This window comes from Cupriavidus sp. R6-3, assembly GCF_059772245.1.
In genome coordinates this window covers 51137-71352 of sequence record NZ_JCBAJO010000001.1, presented here as the reverse complement: position 1 = coordinate 71352, position 20216 = coordinate 51137, and the positions used below count along the sequence as shown (strand labels likewise).

The following is a 20216-nucleotide window of genomic DNA, read 5'->3' as shown; positions in this document are numbered from 1 at the left end:
ATCGGAGATGACGCGCGGCGTCGCGAGCGGCGCCGGGCGCCGCCTCGCATTGCCGTCACTGCCTCAGCGCACCGGTGCGCCCTGCGGCAGCGCCTGCGCCGCGTCCTTGTTCCGCAGCCGGTAGCACACGGCCAGCACGCCCAGCCACACCGGGATCAGATAGACCGAGAGGCGCAGGTCCGGCGTCAGGTACATGATCACCAGGATGCCGGCCATGAAGACCAGGCACAGGTAATTGGTCAGCGGGTAGCCGAAGCTCTGGAAGCGCGTGGTCAGGCCGGCGCTGCGCTTGTGGGCGCGGAACTTCAGATGGATCACGCTGATCATCGCCCAGTTGATGATCAGGGCCGACACCACCAGGCCCATCAGCAGCTGGAAGGCCTTGCCCGGGATCAGGTAGTTGATCAGCACGCAGACCGCGGTGGCAGCCGCCGATGCGCCCAGGGCCACCACCGGAATGCCGCGCCGGTTGACCTTCAGCAGCGCCTTGGGGGCGTTGCCCTGGCGTGCCAGGCCGAACAGCATGCGGCTGTTGCAGTAAACCCCGCTATTGTAGACCGACAGCGCCGCGGTCAGCACCACCACGTTCAGCACGTTGGCGACCCAGTTGCTGTTCAGCGCATGGAAGATCAGCACGAAGGGGCTGCCGCCGCTGGCGACGTTCTCCCACGGGTACAGCGACAGCAGCACGCCGAGCGCGCCGACATAGAAGATCAGGATGCGATAGATGACCTGGTTGGTCGCCTTGGGGATGGTCTTCTCGGGCGAATCGGCCTCGGCCGCGGTGATGCCCACCAGCTCCAGGCCGCCGAACGAGAACATGATCACCGCCATCGCCATCACCAGGCCGGACACGCCGTTCGGGAAGAAGCCGCCGTGCTGCCACAGGTTGGCGACCGAGGCCTGCGGGCCTGCCTCGCCGGACACCAGCAGATAGCCGCCGAAGCCGATCATGCCGATGATCGCCGCGACCTTGACGATCGAGAACCAGAACTCGGTCTCGCCGAAGGACTTGACGCTGGCCAGGTTGACCGCGTTGATGATCAGGAAGAAGGCCAATGCCGACACCCAGGTCGGAATCTCCGGCCACCAGTACTGGACGTAGATGCCGACCGCCGACAGCTCGGCCATGCTGACCAGGATATAGAGCACCCAGTAGTTCCAGCCCGACATGAAGCCGGCGAAATGGCCGTAGTACTTGTCGGCGAAATAGCTGAAGGAGCCCGCCACCGGCTCGTCGACCACCATCTCGCCGAGCTGGCGCATGATGAAAAAGGCGACGATGCCGGCGACGGCATAGCCCAGCAATACCGAGGGGCCCGCCATCTTGATGGTCTGGGCAATGCCCAGGAACAGGCCCGTGCCAATGGCACCGCCCAGCGCGATCAGCTGGATGTGCCGGTTCTTCAGGCCGCGCTTGAGCGAGCGGTCCGATTGATCTGCATGCATGAAGTGTTTCCTCTACCCATTCTTTTGGAATGATAGCCGGGCGCCTCTATGGGGGCGGGCGCTTATGGCTGTGCGCTGCCGCGGCGCGGGTAGCGCCGGGCAGTCGGTGGATATGACCCTGTGAACAATCCCGACGCGAGCGGCCGGGGTCGCCGACGAGCTGACGGATCAGACGTTCAGCACGCCCCGCTCGATCTGGTCACGCTCGAGCGATTCGAACAGCGCCTTGAAGTTGCCTTCGCCGAAGCCTTCATCGCCTTCGCGCTGGATGAACTCGAAGAACACGGGACCCAGCAGCGGCTTCGAGAAGATCTGCAGCAGCAGGCGGCGCTGGCCGCCCTCGGTGGTGCCGTCGAGCAGGATGCCGCGGGCCTGCAGCTGGTCGACCGGCTGGCCATGGCCGGGCAGGCGCTTGGCCAGGTTGTCGTAGTAGTACTGGTTCGGCGCGGTGGCCAGCGGCACGCCCGACAGCTGCAGGTTGTCGATGACCTCGATCAGGTTGTCGCACAGGAAGGCGATGTGCTGGATGCCTTCGCCGTTGAACTGCATCAGGAATTCCTCGATCTGGCCGCCGCCCTTCTGCGATTCCTCGTTCAGCGGAATGCGGATCTTGCCGTCCGGCGCGGTCATCGCCTTCGAGGTCAGGCCGGTGTATTCGCCCTTGATGTCGAAGTAGCGGATCTCGCGGAAGTTGAACAGCTTCTCGTAGAAGTCCGCCCAGTACGCCATGCGGCCACGGTAGACGTTGTGCGTCAGGTGGTCGATCAGCTTCAGGCCATGTCCGGCCGGGCGGCGGTCCACGCCTTCGATGAATTCGAAGTCGATGTCGTAGATGCTCTTGCCGTCCTCGAAACGGTCGATCAGGTACAGCGGCGCGCCGCCGATCCCCTTGATCGCCGGCAGGCGCAGTTCCATCGGGCCGGTCGGGATCTCCACCGGTTGCGCGCCGAGCTCGAGCGCGCGGGCATAGGCCTTGTGCGAGTCCTTGACGCGGAACGCCATGCCGCAGGCGCTGGGGCCGTGCTCGGCGGCGAAGTACGCGGCCAGGCTGTTCGGCTCGCGATTGACGATGAAATTGACGTCGCCCTGGCGATACAGCACCACGTCCTTGGAGCGGTGGCGGGCCACCAGCGTGAAGCCCATCTGTTCGAACAGGGGCTCCAGCACATTCGGCGTCGGCGAGGCGAATTCGACGAATTCAAAGCCCATCAGCTGCATCGGGTTGTCAAAGAGATCGCTCATATCGTCTTCTGGCAAGTGGGTTGTGGGTCCGGGATGCCGGGGCATCCCCCGGGAAATATTATTTCGGCTGCTCATGCGTCGAATCGCGCCGGCGGGTGTCGGGTCCCAGCAGGGCCCCGACATATCGCCTGAGGGTCGAACGCATGCAGCGATGCGATGCAGTTTATATTTCGCGGCGCCAAATTGGATTTCGTTAAAACCACAGGGAAACCCTAGGATGTGAGATAACATTTCATCAAATATGGCTCTGGAGAAATAAAGATGCATTCGATCGAACTGGACCGCACCGACCGCCGCCTGCTGGACGTCCTGCAGGAGCACGGCCGCGCCTCCAACCTGGAACTGGCCGAGGCCATCAACCTGTCGCCGGCCCAGACATTGCGGCGTCACCGCCGCCTGGAGGAAAGCGGCATCATCAAGCGCTACGAGGCCCGGCTCGACGGCGCCATGCTCGGCTTCGGCGTGGTGGCCTTCATCCATGTGACGATGGAGCGCGGGCATATCCGCGACCTGTCTAAGTTCAAGGGCCTGGTGACCGAGCTGGCCCAGATCCAGGAGTGCTTCTCCGTGACGGGCGATATCGACTATGTATTGAAGGTGGTCGCGCGGGACCTGAAGTCGCTGTCGGACTTCCTGCTCGATGCGCTGATGCGGATTCCGGGCGTCAGCGGCGTGCGCTCCAGCGTCTGCCTCGACGAAATCAAGTGCACCAGCGCGATGCCGCTGGATCTGTAGACGACTTTTTTAGACAACTCGGGGACGCCGCCGAGGCCTCTCACGCCTGGACCGGCGCGGTGCCGCAATTTTCTGCCGCGACACAGGGTTAGCCCGAGCCGCAATCGCAACATCCTGTTGGGCGCGTCGCCATACACTGGGCGCCGGCCGCATCGGCCGACATACATCGGGACGCCGGCCGCATCCGCCGACGTCAGCGGCGCGATGCAACGCATTCCCTGGAGACCTGACATGGCATTCGACTTCCACGACAAGACCGTCCTCATCACCGGCGCGGCCGGCAACCTCGGCCGCGCCGTCGCCGACGCCTTCGCGCGTGCCGGCGCCCGCCTGGTGCTGGTGGACCGCCCGGGCGTCAGCCCCGCCCTTCCGGCCGGCGCGCATCTCGCGGTGGAAGCCGACCTGCTCGACGCCGGCGCGGTCAAGCGCGCGATCGAACAGGCGATCGGCAGCTGCCAGCGCATCGACGTGGTCTGCAATCTGGCGGGGGGCTTCGGCATGGGTCCGGTCGTCGGCGAGGGCGCCGATGCCCAGTGGGAGCGGATGTTCGACCTGAACCTGCGTACGGTGCTGAACGTGTCGCGCGCGGTGGTGCCGCACATGATCGCGGCCGGCGGCGGCAGGATCGTCAATGTCGGCGCGAACTCGGCCGCGCGCGGACTGGCGCAGATGGGTGCCTACTGCGCGTCGAAGGACGCGCTGGCGCGGCTGACCGAGGCGCTGTCGGCGGAGGTGCGCGACCAGGGCGTGCACGTCAACGCCGTGCTGCCCAGCGTGCTCGACACCCCGGAAAACCGCGCAGCGATGCCCGACGCCGATGCCTCGCGCTGGGTCGATCCCGCGGCGCTGGCCGACGCGATCCTGTTCCTGGCCTCCGACGCGGCCCGCGCGATTCACGGCGCGCTGCTGCCGGTGGTCAATCGCGCCTGACGCGCGCGGCTGGAATCAAACGCCAGCCCGCACCGGCCCGAAGCGCTCTTCATACAGCGCCGACACCCAGTCGACAAAGACCCGCACTCGGGGCGCCAGTTGGCGCTGCGAGGTGTACATGACCGACACCGGCAGCTCCGGACACGGCCAATCGGCCAGCACCTGCACCAGCCGGCCCGTGCGCAGATGGTCCTCGATGCGGAAGCGCGGCACCTGGATCAAACCGCAGCCGGCCAGCCCGGCCTGCGTATAGCACTCGGCGTCGCTGACGGTGATCCAGCCGCGTGGCTGGTATTCGACCACCTCGCCGTCGACGCGCACGGTGAACGGATAGCGGTAATCGTGATTGCGGGCGAAAAAGCCCACGCCCTGATGCCGGGCGAGTTCGTCCGGGTGGCGGGGCACGCCGTGCCGGTCCAGATAGGCCGGGCTGGCGCAGATCACCTCGGTCAGGTTGGCGAGCCGTCGCGCCACCAGCGAGGACTCGCGCGGCACGCCGGCCCGGACCACGCAATCGATGCCCTCGCCGATCAGATCGACCAGCCGGTCGCCGCTGCTGATCGCCAACTCGATATGCGGATAGCGTTGGTGGAATTCGCCGATGCGCGGCAGGATGATCATCGCCGCGTGCGTGCCATGCAGATCGAGCCGCAGCGTGCCGCGCGGATCGGTGGCGTGGCTGCTCAGCGAGGTCTCGGCATTCTCGAGTTCGGCGAGCACGCGCTTGCTGCGCTCGTAGAACGCCTGGCCGTCGAGCGTGGGGCGGACCTGGCGTGTGGTGCGTTCCAGCAGCCGGGCGCCGAGCCGCGCCTCCAGTTCCTTGATCGCATGCGTGGCCGTGGCGCGCGGGATATTGAGCGCATTGGCGGCACCGGAGAAGCTGCCGAGCTCCACGATGCGGGTAAACAGTTGCAAGGCGTCGAAGCGGTCCATGCCGTTGGGATCGATCTGCATTGAAGGTCCGGCAGAATTAACAGATCGATCGGGCGGCGGTCAATCCTTTCCTTGCCGTGGCGGCGCGCTGCCGCCGGGCCGCGCCGGGCCGTGCCGGCCTGCTCTAGGCCCGCCGGCGCGCATGCAGCGCGGCATCGACCGACCACGCTCCGCCGCCTCGCGCGGCGATCAGCAGCACCACGGCCAGCAGCACCAGCGGATATTCCATGCCCCGGTCGATCCACGCGAAGTGCTGCCGGTGGATATAGCAGATCGCGATCATCTGCACCGTCATCAGCGCTGCCAGCGGCCGGGTCCATGCCCCGGCCACCAGCATCGCACCGCCGAAGGTCTCAAGCACGGCCACCAGCCAGGCGAGCACCGGCGCGCCGGGCAGATGCAGGACCTCGGCAATCAGCCGCGTCGCGCCCGCCATTGGATCGGCCATCGAGCCGTGGCTGGTGCCCAGCAGCTTGGGAAGGCCGTGGGTCATCATCACGATGCCGAAGACGATGCGGAGCAGCAGATAGGCGACGGGTTCAAAGCGCGCGCCAGCGGCGTGCCGGCGCCGCACCGATCCATCGGACATCCCGGCAACTGCCGGCCCCGGCTGCCCCTCTTCGATGATTCGCTTCGTCATGTCTCTCTCCACCACTGCGGCACCCCGGCCGCGATGGAGCCCATTCTGTCGATGGCGGCCGGAGCGGACAATCCGGCCGCCATTGGCTTGTGTTTCCAATGGACTCCAACAATCAGGCAGAGCGCGGCACGGCAGCGGCCGGCACTACCGCATCGCGCCGATGCGCGAGCCGATACAGCACTGGCAGCACCAGCAGCGTCAGCGCGGTCGATGACAGGATGCCGCCGATCACCACGGTGGCGAGCGGCCGTTGCACCTCGGCGCCGGTGCCGGTGGCGATTGCCATCGGCACGAAGCCCAGCGAGGCGACCAGCGCCGTCATCAGTACCGGGCGCAGCCGCGTCAGCGCGCCGAGCCGGATCGCCTCGTCGAGCGGCTTGCCTTCGTCGCGCAGCGTGCGGATGAACGACAGCATCACCAGGCCGTTGAGCACCGCAACGCCCGACAGCGCGATAAAGCCGACCGCCGCGGTGATCGACAGCGGCAAGCCGCGCAGCCACAGCGCCAGGATGCCGCCGGTCAGCGCAAACGGAATGCCGGTAAACACCAGCATGCCGTCCTTGATGTTGTTGAACATCGCAAACAGCAGCACGAAGACCAGCAGCAAGGCGACCGGCACGACGATCTGCAGCCGGGCCGTGGCCGAGCGCAACTGCTCGTAGGTGCCACCCCAGCCCAGCCAGTAGCCGGCCGGCACGCTGACCGCCTTGTCGATCGCGGCCCGCGCTTCGGGCACGAAGCTGCCGATATCGCGGCCGCGGACATTGGCGCTGACGACGACGCGCCGCTTGCCGTTCTCGCGCGAGATCTGGTTCGGGCCGGGCGCGATCTCGATCGTCGCGACCTCGGCCAGCGGGATATAGCTGACTCGAGCATCGGCCCCTCCGCCCTTGGGCAATGCGATCGGCAGCCGGCGCAGCGCCTCGATGTCCTGCCGGACCGTATCGGGCAGTCTTACGATGATGTCGAAGCGCCGATCGCCCTGGTAGAAGATGCCCGCCTCCTTGCCGCCGATGGCGATCGCCACGGCGTCCTGGATATCGGCCAGATTGAGCCCGTAGCGCGCCGCCTTGTGCCGGTCGATGCCGACGGTCAGCATCGGCAGGCCGGTAGTCTGCTCGACCTTGACCTCGGATGCGCCGGGCACGTCCCGCAGCACCGCCGCAATGCGTTCGGCAGTCCGGTCGAGCACCGCCTGATCGTCGCCGAAGACCTTGACCGCGACGTCGGACCGAACGCCCGAGATCAGCTCGTTGAAGCGCAGCTGGATCGGCTGCGAGAACTCGTAGCGATTGCCTGGCAGCCTGGCGACCTCATCCTGCATCGCTCCGAGCAGCGCCTCGCGTGTCCTGGCCGGCTGCGGCCATTCGGATCGCGGCTTCAGCATGATGTAGCCGTCGGAGATATTGGGCGGCATCGGGTCGGACGCCACCTCCGCGGTGCCGGTACGCGCAAACACGCGCTCGATCTCGGGGAATTTCGCCATCAGCGTCGTTTCGAGCTGCTTCTGCATCTCGACCGACTGCGACAGGCTCGTGCCGGGAATGCGCAGGGCCTGGATCGCGATATCGCCCTCGTTCAGATTGGGAATGAACTCGCTGCCGAGTCGGGACGCCATGGCCAGCGAAAGCACGACGGCTACGCCGGCAAAGGTCAGCACGACCGGCGCATTCGCCAGCGACCGCTCCAGCCAGACCGCATAGCGCCGCTTCGCCCATGCCATCAGCCGGTTTTCCTTCTCGGCGACGCGCTCGCCGATGAACAGCGCGACGGCGGCCGGCACGAACGTCACCGACAGCAGCATCGCGCCCAGCAAGGCCAGCACCACGGTGAACGCCATCGGGTGGAACATCTTGCCTTCCACGCCGGTCAGCGCAAAGATCGGCAGATAGACGATCATGATGATCAGTTGGCCGAACAGCAGCGGCCGCCGCGCCTCGCGCGCGGCGGCGAACACCTCTTCGAAGCGCTCCGACCGGGTCAGCGGCCTGCCGCGATGCGCCTGCGCATGGGCCAGTCGCCGCACGCAGTTCTCGACGATCACCACCGCGCCGTCGACGATGATGCCGAAGTCCAGCGCGCCCAGGCTCATCAGGTTCGCGCTGATCCGATAGCTGACCATGCCGGTAAAGGTAAACAGCATCGACAGCGGAATCACCAGCGCCGTGATGATGGCCGCGCGGATATTCCCGAGAAACAGGAACAGTACCGCGATCACCAGCACCGCGCCCTCGAGCAGGTTCTTCTTGACGGTGGCGATCGCCTTGTCGACCAGCCGGGTCCGATCGTAGACCGGCACGATGCGGACGCCCTTCGGCAAGGTGCGGTTGATCGCGTCGACGTGCTCGCCGACCGCCTGCGCCACCGCGCGGCTGTTCTCGCCCATCAGCATGAAGACGGTACCCAGCACCACCTCCTTGCCGTTCTCGGTGGCGGCGCCGCTGCGCAGCTCCCTGCCGATGCCGACCTCGGCGATATCGCGCACGCGGATGGGCTGCCCTTGTGCGCTGCCGACGATCACGTCGCCGATGTCGGCCTCGCTGCGGACCTGGCCCGGCGCGCGCACCAGATACTGTTCGCCGCTGCGCTCGATATAGCCGGCACCGACATTGTCGTTGTTGCGGTAGAGCGCGCTGACGACATCGGCCAGCGTCAGTCCATACGAGGCCAGCTTTTCCAGGCTCGGCGCGACCAGGTATTCCTTGTCGAAGCCGCCGATCGAATTGACCTCCGTGACGCCCGGCACATTGCGCAATTGCGGCTTGACGACCCAGTCCTGCAGCTCGCGCAGATCGGTCGGCGTGTAGGGCGAGCCATCCGGCTTGCGCGCGCCCTCCTCGGCCTCGACGGTCCACAGATAGATTTCGCCCAGTCCCGTCGAGATCGGCCCCATGGCCGGCGACACGCCGGCCGGCAGCCTCTCCGTGGCCTCCTGGATGCGCTGGTTCACGAGCTGGCGTGCGAAATGAATGTCCGTGCCTTCGTGGAAGATCACGGTGACCTGCGACAGCCCGTAGCGCGACAGCGAACGGGTCTGCTCGAGGCCCGGCAGGCCCGCCATCGCGGTTTCGATCGGATAGGTGATCCGCTGCTCCGTCTCCAGCGGCGAATAGCCCGGCGCCGAGGTATTGATCTGGACCTGGACGTTGGTGATGTCGGGCACGGCGTCGATCGGCAGGCGCGTGTAGCTGAGCGCGCCCAATACCGCCATGCCGAGCACGGCGAGCAGCACCAGCCAGCGCTGCACGATGGCGAAACGGATGACACGTTCGAACATGGCGACCTCCCGTGTCAGTGCTCGTGCCCGGCAGCGTCCTTGCCGAGGTCGGACTTCAGCACGAAGCTGTTGCGGGCGGCATAGCGCACTCCCGGGCGAAGCCCCTCGCGGATCTCGACCAGCTGGCCGTCGCTGCGTCCCGGCACGACGCGTTGCGCGACAAAGCCCTTCGGGCCGGCAACGAACACCACGCGCTTGCCGTCGACTTCCTGGATCGCATCGGCCTGCACCGCGACGGGAACTGCCGCCTTGGCGGTCAGCACCTCGACCGTGACGAACAGGCCGGGCCGCCAGGCCAGATTCGGATTCGTCAGCGTCACGCGCGCCTTGGCCGTGCGGGTTTGCTCGCCCAGCAGCGAGCCGACATACGAGATCTTCCCTTCGGCCTTGCCGTCGGACGCGGCCGATCGGATCCGCGCCGTCTCACCGACGCGCACGTGTTCCAGATCCTTGGCGGCAACGACGAATTCGGCCCAGACGGTCGACAGGTCCGAGATCGTGAAGATATTGGCGTTGTCCGCCACGGCCTCGCCCAGGGCCAGGTGTTTCTCGACGATGACGCCGTCGAATGGCGCGCGCAGCTCGAACTGGTTGAGCCGCGCCGCCGAAGGCGTGGCACCGACCGCGGTCAGCTTCTGCTGCGCGTTCTGCACGGCGATGCGGGCCTCCTCCAGCGCCGCCCTGGCCTGCAGATAGTCCTGCTCGGCGGAAATCTTTTCTTCCCACAGCTTGCGTTCGCGCTGGTAGGTCGCGCGGGCAAGCTCCATGCGGCGTTGCGCGGCAAGCAGCTCGCTGCGCTGATCCGACAGCGCGGTGCTGGCGATCACCGCCAGCAATTGCCCCTTCCTGACCTGCTCGCCCAGCGTGGCCGGCACGCTTTCGGCGACGCCCGCCAGACGCGGCACCACGTGCGCGGTGCGGTCCTCGTTGAAGCGGATTTCGCCGGGAAACTGCAGTCCCGACTGGATCGTCGCGGGGCCGGCGGTCTCGATCGCAATGCCGGCGCGCTGGATCTGTTCGTCGGTCAGCGCGATGGGCGCGTCGGCGTCGGCATGCTTGTCCGCGGCCGGCGTCGCGGCGGAAGCGGATGCCTGCCCGGCGCCATGCGCGTGCGCGTCGCCGTGGGCGTCATGCGCGCCGTGTGGGTCCGAGCCTGAGCGGCCGGTCAGCAGCACGGCCGCGGTCGCCAGCGTGCCGGCCGCGAGAATGGCCGCGATGGCGGCCTTTTGCTTCGGTGTGATTGCCATGATTGAAATCGGTCCTGATCAGCGTCCGACGATGCGGTCGATGGTGGTAGCCGCCTGATAGGCGCGGGCCAGCACGCCGAGGTAGCGGATGCGCGCCTGGAACAGCGTGCGCTGGGCGTCGAGCACGTTCAGGAAGTCGAACTTGCCGGCCTCGAAGCCGCGCGTGGCGGCCTCGTAGGCGCGCTCGGCCGCGGGCAGCACGGTGGTCTTGAGCGTCTGCGCGGAGCTGCGCGATACCGTCAGCTGGTTGCTCGCCTGTTGCAGCTCGTTGGTCAGCCGGATGCGGTTGGCAAGAAATTCGTCCGCGGCCTTGTCGGCGCGCCGGATCGATTCGTACAGATTGCCCTGGTTGCGGTCGAACAGCGGCAGCGGTATCGCCACGCCGAGCACCGGCATGGTGCGATTGGCCTCGTTGTCCCGCTTGGTGCCCACGCTGACCGTGATATCGGGATAGCGGCGGCTGTGTTCGACATCGACCAGCGCCTGCCGGCGTCCCACTTCGAGACGGCTGCTCTGCAGCAGCGGCGAGTCCTCCAGCGCGGCCAGCAGCTGCTCGGGCGCGGGACGGGACGGCAGCGCATCGAGGTCGCCGCGGACTTCGGTGAATTGCGGCGAGGCATTGCCCCACAGCGCGGCCAGCGCCTGCCGGGACGACTGCAGTTCGGCCGTGGCGTCGGCCAGTTCCAGTTCGGCATTGGCCTGCTCCACCGCGGCCCGGGTCTCCTCCAGCGGCGAGACCTTGCCCGCGGCGACGCGTCTTGCCGCCGCATCGGTGCCCTTGCGCGCGATGTCGACCGAGGCGGCGGCCAGCCTGACGCGCTCCTGGGCCACCGCCACGCCGAAGAAGGCGGCGATCACCGTGGCGCGCAAGTCGGCCTGGGTGCTGCGCCATTGCGCCTGGGCGACGTCGCGGCCCAGCTCGGCGGCGGAGATGCGGGCCGCGCGCTTGCCGCCCAGTTCGATCGGCAGATTGAGCTGCGCCGTGGTGGCGCGGGTCTCGCGCCGCGTATCCTCCATGGCGAGCGCCACTTCGGGATTGCGCAGCGTGCGGGCCTGGCGAATCGCGCCTTCGGTGGCGTCGAGCTCCCTGGCCGCGGCCGAAAGAGAGAAATTGCCCGCGGCGGCCAGCGCCAGCGCCGTGTCGACCGTCAGCGGTTCAGCGGCCTCCCGTGGCCATGCGGAGGCCCCGGGCGCGACTGGCTGTGCTTGTGGGTATGGCTGAAGGTATGGCTGAGCGTATGGCTGAGAGGCTGACTGCGGGGATGGCTGTGCCCCAGCCCGGCCCGGACCAACAAGAATCGCCGCCATGCACAGCGGCACCATGAATCGTCGCATCGAATTGCACCTGGAAAAGACACCAAGGGAATCCGGCGAGACGGGAATTCAGCAGGAAATCGAACCGTTCGTCTCGCCGCTCAAGCGAGACGACGCCACTGCGGGCGATCGGGGGCGCGGGGATGGAGAGAGGTGTAGTGGAAATCGTGCGTCACCAGCACGGTCCGCGGCAGGCGCAGCGCCGGCAGGACGGCCGGCTCGGGGCAGGCGAACGGCAGCGAAGCGAGATGGCAGATGCCGCAGTCGGGATCGAACAGGCCCTTGGCATCGGTGCCGTGATTGGCGTCGGCCCTGGTGGTGGCGTTGTGATCGGCGTTGTAATCGGCGTTGCGATCGGCCGCGTTGTCGGCACCGAGATTAGCTCGGTTATCGGCTCCGCCAACGACCTTGCCGTACGTCCCGGCCTCGGCGTTGCCGTCGCCCCGATGCTCGTGCTGATGATGGCCCAGATGCCATTTGGCCGCCGGCCGCTGTTCGTGCTGGCAATACGCGGTGGCCGCGGCCCAGGCGGACTGGAGCGGCAACAGCAATACCAGAAGGATCAGGAAGAACCGGCGCATCGACGATCGGGACAAGGGCTGCGGGCGGCGCAGGGCTTGATGCCCCCGTGGTGCCTCCGCGAGCGGCACAGTGTACCGCAAACATCCCCTGCCCCTCAGACCGATGCGAAGCGCCGGCCGGCGATGTCAGTCCCGCGCGTCGGGATCGCCGTGTGTCGCCAGCGCGCGCAGCCTGTCGAGAAAGATGTCGACGACCCGGGCCGCGTTGCCATCGGAAAAACCGGCGCTGTGCGGCGTCACGATGACGTTGGGCATGTCCCACAGCGGCGACTCGGCCGGCAAGGGCTCGTGGGCAAACACATCCAGATAGGCGCCGGCGAGCCTGCCCTCGCTTAGCGCGGCGATCAGGGCCGGCTCGTCGACGACTTCGCCGCGGGCGACGTTGATCAGGTGCGCCCCTTCCGGCAAGCGCGCCAGCGCATCGGCGCCGACCAGCCCACGGGTTTCGTCGGTCAGCGGGCAGGCCAGCACCAGCCAGTCCGTGCGCGGCAGCACCTCGGGCAGCGTCCGGTATGTCACGGTCTGATAGTCCGGGCCGGCTGAGTCGGGACGTTGCCGCACCGCCACCACACGCATGCCGAGGGCGTGCAGGACCGCGCCGATCTGCTGGCCGATCGGTCCCCAGCCGACGACGGTCGCGGTCTGTCCGTGCAGGTCGCGCGGCATGCCGGTGGCGATCAGCGGCGCCCATTGGCGTTCCCGCTGCGCAGCCAGCATCCGGGGAAACTGGCGCGCCAGCGTCAGCAGACCGGCCAACGCCGTTTGCGCCACCACGCTGGCATTGGCACCGGACGAGGTGGTCACCTTGACGCCGCGCTCCCGCAACTGGATGTAGACCGGCCGGTCGGCACCGGCGGAATGCACATGGGTCCAGCGCAGCGACGGCGCCTCGAGCAGCGCGGTGTAGAAGCGCTGCGTCGACGGCAATACCTCATGCTTGGTCGACAGGCCGGTGACATCGCGCGAGACGAAGGCGATATCGGCGTCGACGGCGCGCGGGTCATCGATGGCGGGCGCGAGCACCGCGGCCCACGGACGGTCCTGCAGCACCGCGGCGATGGCATCGCCATGGGCCTGCAGGGCCGGCTCGGACAACAGGATGCGCAATGGCGCGGCACGCGGAGAAGCGGTCATGGTGTCGGCGTATCGGATGCGGGGCTTCAGTCTACCGAAGCGCCCGAGGCGCGCACGACGAGCTTCCACTTCTGGTATTCGGCGCGGGTGAACTTGCCGAACTGCTGCGGCGTGCCGCCGACCGGATCGGCGCCCTCGCGGATCATCTGCGCCTGCAGCGACGGCAGCACCTCGTTGACGGCGCGGTTGATCTTCATCACGACGGCCTCGGGCGTGCCCTTGGGCGCGAAGAAGCCGAACCACGAACCGGCCTCGAAGCCGGGGAAGCCCTTCTCGGCGACCGTCGGCAGATCGGGCAGCGAACGTGAGCGTTTGGCGCTGGTCACGGCCAGCGCGCGCAGCTTGCCGCTCTGGATGTGGGAGATCACCGACGGAATGGTGGCGAACATGAACTGCACGCGGGCGGACAGCAGGTCGTTCAGCGCGTCTGCGCCCTTGTAGGGGATATGCGTGGCGGGTGCCCCGATCCGCTCGGTCAGCATGAAGCCGGACAGGTGCGAGGAGGTGCCCACGCCCGTCGAGCTGTAGTTCAGCTTGCCGGGGTTGGCCTTCAGATAGGCGACGAACTCGTCCAGGTTCTTGACGGGCAACGAGGGATGGACCACCAGCACGTTCGGCACATCGGCGATCTGCACGACCGGCACCAGATCCGTCAGCGGGTCGTAGCTCAGCCGCTTGTACAGCGTCTGGTTGATCGAGATCGGCCCGACCGAATTGACCAGCAGCGTATAGCCGTCGGCCGGCGCGCGGACGACGAACTCCGTGCCGATATTGCCGCCGGCGCCGGGACGATTGTCGACGACGAACGACTGCTTGAAGCGCTGCGCCAGCTGCTGACTGACATTGCGCGCCAGGATGTCGGTGGTGCCGCCAGGGGTGAAGGCCACCACCACGCGTACCGGCTTGGTGGGATAGTCGGCCGCATGGACCTGCGGTGTCAAAGCCGCGGTGGCGGCGATCATCGCCGGCGCGATGGCGCGGACGATCGGTTTGGTGAAACGGAACATCGTTGTCTCCTCGTTGCTTGTTGTGTATGGCCGACCGCCGTGTGTCACGGACCTAAAAGCCGTAGAGCCGCGCCGGATTGGTGACCAGCACGCGTTCGCGCGCCTCCGCGTCGGGCAGCCAGCGCGCCAGCAGGTTGAACAGCACGCCGTCGTCGGGCATCAGGTGCGGCTCGAAGTAATTGATATGCGGCCAGTCGGAGCCCCAGACCACCTGGTCGGGATTGGCTTTCAGCAGCGCCGTGGCGAACGGGTCCACCTCGTAGTAAGGCGCGCCGCCGGGATTCAGGCGATCGGCCCCGGATATCTTGGTCCAGGCCACGCCCTCGGCCAGCATCGCGCACAGCGTCTGGAAGCCGGGGTCGCCAACCCCGCGTGCGGTCGACATCCGGCCCATGTGGTCGACCACCAGCGGCAAGCCGAGCGCCTTCAGGCGCGGACCCAGTTCGACCAGGTCCGGCGCGTGAATCCAGATCTGCGCGTGCCAGCCTCGTTCGCGCAGGCGCGGTGCCATCGCTTCGAGCACGTCGATGCCGACGCCGTTGCGGTAGACCGCATGGCCGTCGACCCGATACAGGTTGATGCGCACGCCCCGCACGCCGGCTTCGTGCCAGGCATCGAGCTCGGCGTCGGTGGTATCGGCGGACGGCACGGCAATGCCGCGCAGCCGCGTCGGATAGCGCCGCAGCGCATCGACGACCACGGCGTTGCCCGCGCCGGTGCCGCTGGCGCTGGCGGTCACCAGCACGCCGCGCGTCAGGCCGAGCGCGTCGAGATGCGCGATGAACGCCTCGGCGGGATAGGCCGCCGGCGTATAGCTGCGATCGCCGGCGAGCGGAAATCGCTCGAACGGGCCGAACACATGGGCGTGGCTGTCGCACGCGCCCGGCGGCGCGCGAAAGGCCGGCGGCGTGATGTGCTCGCGGGCAGGCAGGCAGGGGCGCGTCATAGCGGCAGCTCCCAAGACGAATGGATGCCGGCGCTCATTCCGCGGCCTTCAGCCGGCCCGCGGACGCCAGCGTCTGCGCGCGTGCATCCTCGCGCTGCAGCAGCGTCGACAGCTCCTGCGGCGACGATGGATGCGCGACGCTGCCGACCGTCAGCAGCCGGCTCTTCACCGCCCCTTCGGCCAGCGCCTTGCGCAGCGCGGCGTTGATGGTGTCCACCACCGCGGCCGGCGTGCCGGCCGGCGCCAGCAGGCCGGTCGCGGTGGTCGCCTCGAAGTTGGCCAGGCCGGCCTCGCGCAGCGTCGGCACCCTGGGCAAGGCCGCATCGCGCTCGCGCGACATCACCGCCAATGCGCGCAGCGCGCCGGACTGGATATGCGGGGCCGAGCTGGTCAGCTGGTCCACCACCATGTCGATCTGGCCGCCCATCAGGTCGACCAGCGCCGGCGCCGAGCCCTTGTAGGGCACCTGATTGAGCCGGATGCCGGCTGCGTCTTCCAGCTGCAGCATCGCCATATGGTTGGTCGTGCCCGGACCGGCATGGCCGGCGGCGAGCTTGCCCGCGTTGCTCTTCGCGTACGCCAGCAGCGACTGGATATCGCGGAAGCGCTTGTCGTCGCCCTTGACCACCACCACCAGCGCGGTGGTCGACACCAGGCCGACTGGATGGAAGCTGGCCAGCTTGAAGTTGGTCTTCGTCATGCGCGGCAGCACCACGATCGCGTTGGGCGTGGTGACCAGCAGCGTGCTGCCGTCCGGCTCGGCCCGCGACACCAGCGTGGCGCCGATCACGCCGCCGGCGCCGGGCCGGTTGTCGACGATCACGTTGCGGCCCAGGCCCTGCTCCAGCGCCGGCGCGATCGCGCGGGCGACCACGTCGAGGTTGCCGCCGGGCGCAAACGGCACCACCAGCGTCACCGGCTTGTTGGGCAGCGACTGCGCACGCGCGGCGGTCATCACCATGGGGGCGGCGCCAAGCGCCAGCATCTGCGCCAGCAGGCGTCTGCGGTTCATCGTGGTCTCCATCCTGCAAACTTGTTCTTGTTCGGCGGGGGGCGCCGCGCTCAGTCCCGATAGCTCGGATCGATCCGGTCCAGCTTGCGCAGCAGCGCCGGCCACTCCATCACGCCGTAGGGGCGCCGCGTGCCGGGCTGGTAGTTGTTCCAGGTTGCCTCGAGCACCTGCTGGCCGACCTGCTGCAGCGGCGTGTTGCACGACATCGCGCCGATCTGCGCGCGGCAGGCCAGTTCGAGCCGGTGCATCCAGTTGAAGGCCTCGCCGACGGTGTTGCCGACGGTCAGCGCGCCGTGATTGCGTAGGATCAGCGCCTCGCTCTTGCCCAGGTCCTCGATCAGCGAGGCCTGTTCCGCGGTATCGAGCACCACGCCCTGATAGTCGTGGTAGCCGATCTTCAGGAAGCGCATCGCGGTCTGCGTGAGGGGCAACAGCCCGCATTCCAGCGCGGACACCGCCATCGAGGCCCAGCTGTGGGTGTGGATGACGCAGGCCACTTCGGGGCGCGCCGCGTGCACGGCGCTGTGGATCACGTAGCCGGCCTTGTTGATGCCGTAGTTCAGCGCGCCGAAGTCGGGCTTGGCGAGGATGTTGCCGTCGTGATCGACCTTGATCAGGCTCGATGCGGTGATCTCCTCGTACATCATGCCGTAGGCGTTGATCAGGAAGGCGCCCTCCTCGTCCGGCACGCGCACCGAGATATGGTTGGCCATCATGTCGGCCATCCCATAGAGCTCCACCAGCCGGTAGCAGGCCGCCAGATCGACGCGCGCCTGCCATTCGGCTTCGCTGCAACGGTCGCGCATCGAGGGGATGTTCAACACGCCTGGTTTGGTCATGGTCTCTCTCTCCTTGTGTTCGTTCGATCGATCGTTCGATCGCCGGACTCAGTCCGACCCCAGCGCCAGATCGCTGGGCCGGCGTTTTTCGATATGCCATTTCAGCAGCGCGGCGCTGCGATAGATGCCGTGCGCGAACTTGCCGTAGGGCAGCGTCAGGAACAGCGCCATCACGATGCCCAGATGCACCGCCAGCAGTGCCGCCATTGCGCCCGTATCGCGCCAGGCCAGCAGCGCCAGGCCGCTCGCGCTGGTCAGGAACAGCAGCGCGATGAAGCCGCGGTCCATCGGACGCTGGTCCGGGTCGCCGGTGCGCGGATCGCGGCGCAGATTCAACCACAACAGTCCCGCCGGACCGATCAGCAGGCCGATGCCGCCCAGCGTGCCGAGCACCACCGGCAGGCTGGTATACGCATACGGCGCGTGCAGGCCCAGCGCATAGTGGTAGAACGTCGCCACCGTCGTCGCGGCGAAGCACAGCATGAAGCCGTAGAAGGTGAAATGGTGGAAGCGCCGGCGGGCCAGCGTGAAGGCGTCGTCCTCGTTGTTGCAGCCCTCGCCGTGGCCGCCGTCGAGATAGCGCAGGCGCAGCGCGTCATTGGCGGCGCCGGTCGCGGCCGCGGCGCGCGATTCGCCCGGCCGCGTGCCCGGGGAGACCTGCCGCCAGAAGCGCGTCACGCCCACGCCGAGCGCCACGATCGCGAACAGGAAGACGACGCCGAACATCGTCGCCAGCAGGTTGTGCGGGAAGATCTCGTAGAAATTGCCGGCCATCGGCTCGTGCCACAGGCCGCCGCCCATCGCCACCGCCATCAGCAGGAACAGCGCGAGACCCGCGGCCAGCGCCAGCGCGGTCGCCAGCCCGGCGCGCCGGTACAGGCCGCCCAGCGCGGCGGGAAACGCGTAATCGCCATAGGTCTGCACGCGGACCTTGGCCATCGCCTGCGGAATATTGACCGCGAACTCGTGCGGCGGCGCGTACTGGCACGCATGAAAGCAGGCGCCGCAGTTGTGGCACAGGTTCGACAGGTAGTGGATATCGGCCTTGCCGAATTCGAGCCGGCGCGTCATCGCCGGGAACACCGCGCAGAAGCCCTCGCAATAGCGGCAGGCATTGCAGATCTGCAGCGTTCGCGCGACTTCGCTTTCGTCGGCCGTCAGGGGCAGCGCGGCCTGCGCCAGCGCCGCCGCTTCGCGCGTCAGGGCTTCAAGATGTTGCATGTTGCTGTTCCAGAGATTCGGTGCGGGGCGCCGCGGCGGCGCCCCGTTGTGCGGCGGCGGCCCGCGCCGCCTGCGTGCCGGCGATGCGGCCGAACGCCGTGCCGATCGACATGCCGACGCCCGCCGTATAGCCCTTGCCCAGCACGTTGCCCGCCATCATTTCGCCGGCCACGAACAGGTTGGCGCTGGGCTTGCCGCCGAAATGCACGGCGGCCTTGTCGTCGACCTTCAGGCCGAGATAGGTGAACGTGATGCCCGGGCGCAGCGCATAGCCGTAGAACGGCGGCGTGTCGATCGGGCGGGCCCAGTGCGTCTTCGCGGGCGCCAGGCCCTCGGTATGGCAATCGTCGAGTACCGTATGGTCGAAGGTGCCGACGCGGCAGGCCGCGTTGTAGTCGCCGACGGTGCGCATGAAGGTCGCCTCGTCGAGGCCCAGCTTGCGCGCCAGCTCGGGCAGCGTGCGGGCCGTGACGCCGGGGAAGACCGGCGGCATGAAGCGGCCGATCGCCTTCGCGTCGATGATCGAGTAGCCGATCTGGCCGGGCTGCTGCGCCACCAGACGGCCCCAGATCGCATAGCGCTTGGGCCAGAAGTCCTCGCCCTCGTCGTAGAAGCGCTCGGCGTTGGCATTGAGCACCACGCCCAGCGAGACGCAGTCGATGCGGGTGCAGATGCCGCCGTCGTACAGCGGCGCGCGGGCGTCGATCGCCACGCAGTGCGATTGGGACGGATCGCCGATCGCGTCCGCGCCGGCGTCGATCATGTACTTGAGCAGCACGCCCTGATTGAAGCGCGTGCCGCGGATCAGGAAATTGTCGGCGGGCCATTCGCCGCGCTCGTTCTGGCCCCAGGCCTCGCGCAGCCATTCGCGGTTCGATTCGAAGCCGCCGGCCGCCAGCACGCAGGCGCGCGCCTCGATGCGCTCGCCGCCGACGCGCGCCGCGACGAAGCGGTCTCCGTCAAGCTCGATCGCATCGACCGGCGCCTCATAGCGGATCTGCACGCCCAGCTTCTCGGCGCTGCGGTAGTAGGCATTGACCAGCGCCTTGCCGCCGCCCATGAAGAAGGCGTTGGTGCGCGCGACATGCAGCGCGCCCGACAGCGGCGGCTGGAAGCGGACACCATGGCGGCGCATCCAGTCCCGGCAGTTCGACGACGCGCGGATGACCAGGCGGGCCAGGTGCTCGTCGGTGATGCCGCCGGTCACCTTCAGCAGGTCCTGCCAGTATTCCTCTTCGGGATAGGCGTCGACCAGCACGTCCTGCGGCGCGTCGTGCATGCAGCGCAGGTTGCGGGTGTGCTGCGAATTGCCGCCACGCCATTCGCGCGGCGCGGCCTCGAGAAGCAGCACGGAGGCACCGGCTTCGCGCGCCATCAGCGCGGCGCACAGGGCGGCGTTGCCGCCGCCAATGACCAGGACGTCGATCATGCGGCGTCCTCGGATGAGGGCATGGGGAAGAAAGGCACGGTTCGGTCTTGTCGATGTTTGACGCGACTCTACCGATACCTGGGGGCCCTGCTAAGGCGCCGGACGGAATGGGGGCTTCACGAATTGTGAAGGGTACGACCGGGAGGCGCCGCCGGGCGTTTCAGCGCTGGGCTCGGCACACCTGGAGCGCGCGATGTACCGTCCCCGATATCCGCTTCTGGTCAGCCTCCTGGTCAGCTTTCCTCGACATTGTATTTGGCAGGACCGGACACTAAGCTCG

The 20216-nt window shown here is 67.8% G+C and carries 17 protein-coding genes; 2 read left to right on the top strand and 15 right to left on the bottom strand.

What is annotated here, in order from left to right; genetic code table 11:
• Positions 1-63 precede the first annotated feature (63 nt).
• Positions 64-1449 (bottom strand): amino acid permease, encoded by a 1386-nt coding sequence (locus tag AC6EI8_RS00305; RefSeq protein WP_149318237.1) that lies wholly within the window; start codon positions 1447-1449, stop codon positions 64-66.
• Positions 1450-1617: 168 nt separating this feature from the next.
• Positions 1618-2691 carry a 4-hydroxyphenylpyruvate dioxygenase gene (gene hppD / locus AC6EI8_RS00300; RefSeq protein WP_226105439.1) on the bottom strand — a complete coding sequence of 358 codons (1074 nt, stop codon included), beginning with the start codon at positions 2689-2691 and terminating at the stop codon, positions 1618-1620.
• 261 nt (positions 2692-2952) lie between these two features.
• On the opposite strand from hppD, the gene AC6EI8_RS00295 reads away from it, so the two are divergent.
• Together AC6EI8_RS00295 and AC6EI8_RS00290 are read left to right on the top strand one after the other, a co-directional pair.
• Entirely contained in the window at positions 2953-3426 is a 474-nt protein-coding gene (locus AC6EI8_RS00295; protein WP_498380946.1) for an Lrp/AsnC family transcriptional regulator, read from the top strand.
• A gap of 231 nt (positions 3427-3657) precedes the next feature.
• The gene (locus AC6EI8_RS00290) at positions 3658-4356 is read left to right on the top strand and encodes an SDR family NAD(P)-dependent oxidoreductase (protein ID WP_150083509.1); all 699 of its coding nucleotides are present in this window, start codon (positions 3658-3660) and stop codon (positions 4354-4356) included.
• Positions 4357-4371: 15 nt separating this feature from the next.
• Here the strand turns inward: AC6EI8_RS00290 and AC6EI8_RS00285 are convergent, their stop codons facing one another.
• The 13 genes from AC6EI8_RS00285 to tcuA all read right to left on the bottom strand — a co-directional run bounded on the left by AC6EI8_RS00285 (position 4372) and on the right by tcuA (position 19936).
• A complete protein-coding gene (locus AC6EI8_RS00285; protein WP_498380993.1) occupies positions 4372-5289 on the bottom strand; it encodes a LysR family transcriptional regulator in 918 nt (305 codons plus the stop codon).
• A 124-nt stretch (positions 5290-5413) separates the two neighbouring features.
• The gene (locus AC6EI8_RS00280) at positions 5414-5929 is read right to left on the bottom strand and encodes a DoxX family protein (protein ID WP_226105434.1); all 516 of its coding nucleotides are present in this window, start codon (positions 5927-5929) and stop codon (positions 5414-5416) included.
• A gap of 112 nt (positions 5930-6041) precedes the next feature.
• Entirely contained in the window at positions 6042-9206 is a 3165-nt protein-coding gene (locus tag AC6EI8_RS00275; RefSeq protein WP_498380945.1) for a CusA/CzcA family heavy metal efflux RND transporter, read from the bottom strand.
• A 14-nt stretch (positions 9207-9220) separates the two neighbouring features.
• On the bottom strand, positions 9221-10453 hold the full coding sequence (locus tag AC6EI8_RS00270; protein ID WP_265634211.1) for an efflux RND transporter periplasmic adaptor subunit: 1233 nt from the start codon (positions 10451-10453) through the stop codon (positions 9221-9223).
• 18 nt (positions 10454-10471) lie between these two features.
• The gene (locus AC6EI8_RS00265; RefSeq protein WP_498380944.1) at positions 10472-11788 is read right to left on the bottom strand and encodes a TolC family protein; all 1317 of its coding nucleotides are present in this window, start codon (positions 11786-11788) and stop codon (positions 10472-10474) included.
• An 80-nt stretch (positions 11789-11868) separates the two neighbouring features.
• Positions 11869-12348, bottom strand: a complete 480-nt coding sequence (locus AC6EI8_RS00260; RefSeq protein WP_498380943.1) for a cobalt-zinc-cadmium resistance protein — start codon at positions 12346-12348, stop codon at positions 11869-11871.
• A 126-nt stretch (positions 12349-12474) separates the two neighbouring features.
• Complete coding sequence (locus tag AC6EI8_RS00255) at positions 12475-13482, bottom strand: D-2-hydroxyacid dehydrogenase (RefSeq protein ID WP_498380941.1); 1008 nt, start codon at positions 13480-13482, stop codon at positions 12475-12477.
• Between the two features lie 26 nt (positions 13483-13508).
• Positions 13509-14444: a Bug family tripartite tricarboxylate transporter substrate binding protein gene (locus AC6EI8_RS00250; protein WP_498380992.1), complete on the bottom strand. Its 936-nt coding sequence runs from the start codon at positions 14442-14444 to the stop codon at positions 13509-13511.
• Between the two features lie 97 nt (positions 14445-14541).
• Complete coding sequence (locus tag AC6EI8_RS00245; protein WP_226105425.1) at positions 14542-15435, bottom strand: amidohydrolase family protein; 894 nt, start codon at positions 15433-15435, stop codon at positions 14542-14544.
• 34 nt (positions 15436-15469) lie between these two features.
• Positions 15470-16447: a Bug family tripartite tricarboxylate transporter substrate binding protein gene (locus AC6EI8_RS00240; protein WP_498380940.1), complete on the bottom strand. Its 978-nt coding sequence runs from the start codon at positions 16445-16447 to the stop codon at positions 15470-15472.
• Between the two features lie 50 nt (positions 16448-16497).
• On the bottom strand, positions 16498-17286 hold the full coding sequence (locus tag AC6EI8_RS00235) for a class II aldolase/adducin family protein (protein ID WP_498380939.1): 789 nt from the start codon (positions 17284-17286) through the stop codon (positions 16498-16500).
• A gap of 48 nt (positions 17287-17334) precedes the next feature.
• Positions 17335-18507: a tricarballylate utilization 4Fe-4S protein TcuB gene (gene tcuB / locus AC6EI8_RS00230; protein WP_498380938.1), complete on the bottom strand. Its 1173-nt coding sequence runs from the start codon at positions 18505-18507 to the stop codon at positions 17335-17337.
• The gene (tcuA, locus tag AC6EI8_RS00225) at positions 18494-19936 is read right to left on the bottom strand and encodes an FAD-dependent tricarballylate dehydrogenase TcuA (protein ID WP_226105419.1); all 1443 of its coding nucleotides are present in this window, start codon (positions 19934-19936) and stop codon (positions 18494-18496) included. Before tcuA ends, tcuB begins: the two co-directional genes overlap by 14 nt.
• Positions 19937-20216: the final 280 nt, after the last annotated feature.

What these genes read in the sequence shown, in the direction of transcription:
- AC6EI8_RS00295 (WP_498380946.1), top strand. Translation starts at nt 2,953, where the DNA reads ATGCATTCGATCGAACTGGACCGCACCGACCGCCGCCTGCTGGACGTC.
- AC6EI8_RS00265 (WP_498380944.1), bottom strand. Translation starts at nt 11,788, where the DNA reads ATGCGACGATTCATGGTGCCGCTGTGCATGGCGGCGATTCTTGTTGGT.
- tcuA (WP_226105419.1), bottom strand. Translation starts at nt 19,936, where the DNA reads ATGATCGACGTCCTGGTCATTGGCGGCGGCAACGCCGCCCTGTGCGCC.
- AC6EI8_RS00290 (WP_150083509.1), top strand. Translation starts at nt 3,658, where the DNA reads ATGGCATTCGACTTCCACGACAAGACCGTCCTCATCACCGGCGCGGCC.
- AC6EI8_RS00255 (WP_498380941.1), bottom strand. Translation starts at nt 13,482, where the DNA reads ATGACCGCTTCTCCGCGTGCCGCGCCATTGCGCATCCTGTTGTCCGAG.
- AC6EI8_RS00235 (WP_498380939.1), bottom strand. Translation starts at nt 17,286, where the DNA reads ATGACCAAACCAGGCGTGTTGAACATCCCCTCGATGCGCGACCGTTGC.
- AC6EI8_RS00270 (WP_265634211.1), bottom strand. Translation starts at nt 10,453, where the DNA reads ATGGCAATCACACCGAAGCAAAAGGCCGCCATCGCGGCCATTCTCGCG.
- AC6EI8_RS00250 (WP_498380992.1), bottom strand. Translation starts at nt 14,444, where the DNA reads ATGATCGCCGCCACCGCGGCTTTGACACCGCAGGTCCATGCGGCCGAC.
- AC6EI8_RS00305 (WP_149318237.1), bottom strand. Translation starts at nt 1,449, where the DNA reads ATGCATGCAGATCAATCGGACCGCTCGCTCAAGCGCGGCCTGAAGAAC.
- AC6EI8_RS00240 (WP_498380940.1), bottom strand. Translation starts at nt 16,447, where the DNA reads ATGAACCGCAGACGCCTGCTGGCGCAGATGCTGGCGCTTGGCGCCGCC.
- AC6EI8_RS00275 (WP_498380945.1), bottom strand. Translation starts at nt 9,206, where the DNA reads ATGTTCGAACGTGTCATCCGTTTCGCCATCGTGCAGCGCTGGCTGGTG.
- AC6EI8_RS00280 (WP_226105434.1), bottom strand. Translation starts at nt 5,929, where the DNA reads ATGACGAAGCGAATCATCGAAGAGGGGCAGCCGGGGCCGGCAGTTGCC.
- AC6EI8_RS00260 (WP_498380943.1), bottom strand. Translation starts at nt 12,348, where the DNA reads ATGCGCCGGTTCTTCCTGATCCTTCTGGTATTGCTGTTGCCGCTCCAG.
- AC6EI8_RS00285 (WP_498380993.1), bottom strand. Translation starts at nt 5,289, where the DNA reads ATGGACCGCTTCGACGCCTTGCAACTGTTTACCCGCATCGTGGAGCTC.
- tcuB (WP_498380938.1), bottom strand. Translation starts at nt 18,507, where the DNA reads ATGCAACATCTTGAAGCCCTGACGCGCGAAGCGGCGGCGCTGGCGCAG.
- hppD (WP_226105439.1), bottom strand. Translation starts at nt 2,691, where the DNA reads ATGAGCGATCTCTTTGACAACCCGATGCAGCTGATGGGCTTTGAATTC.
- AC6EI8_RS00245 (WP_226105425.1), bottom strand. Translation starts at nt 15,435, where the DNA reads ATGACGCGCCCCTGCCTGCCTGCCCGCGAGCACATCACGCCGCCGGCC.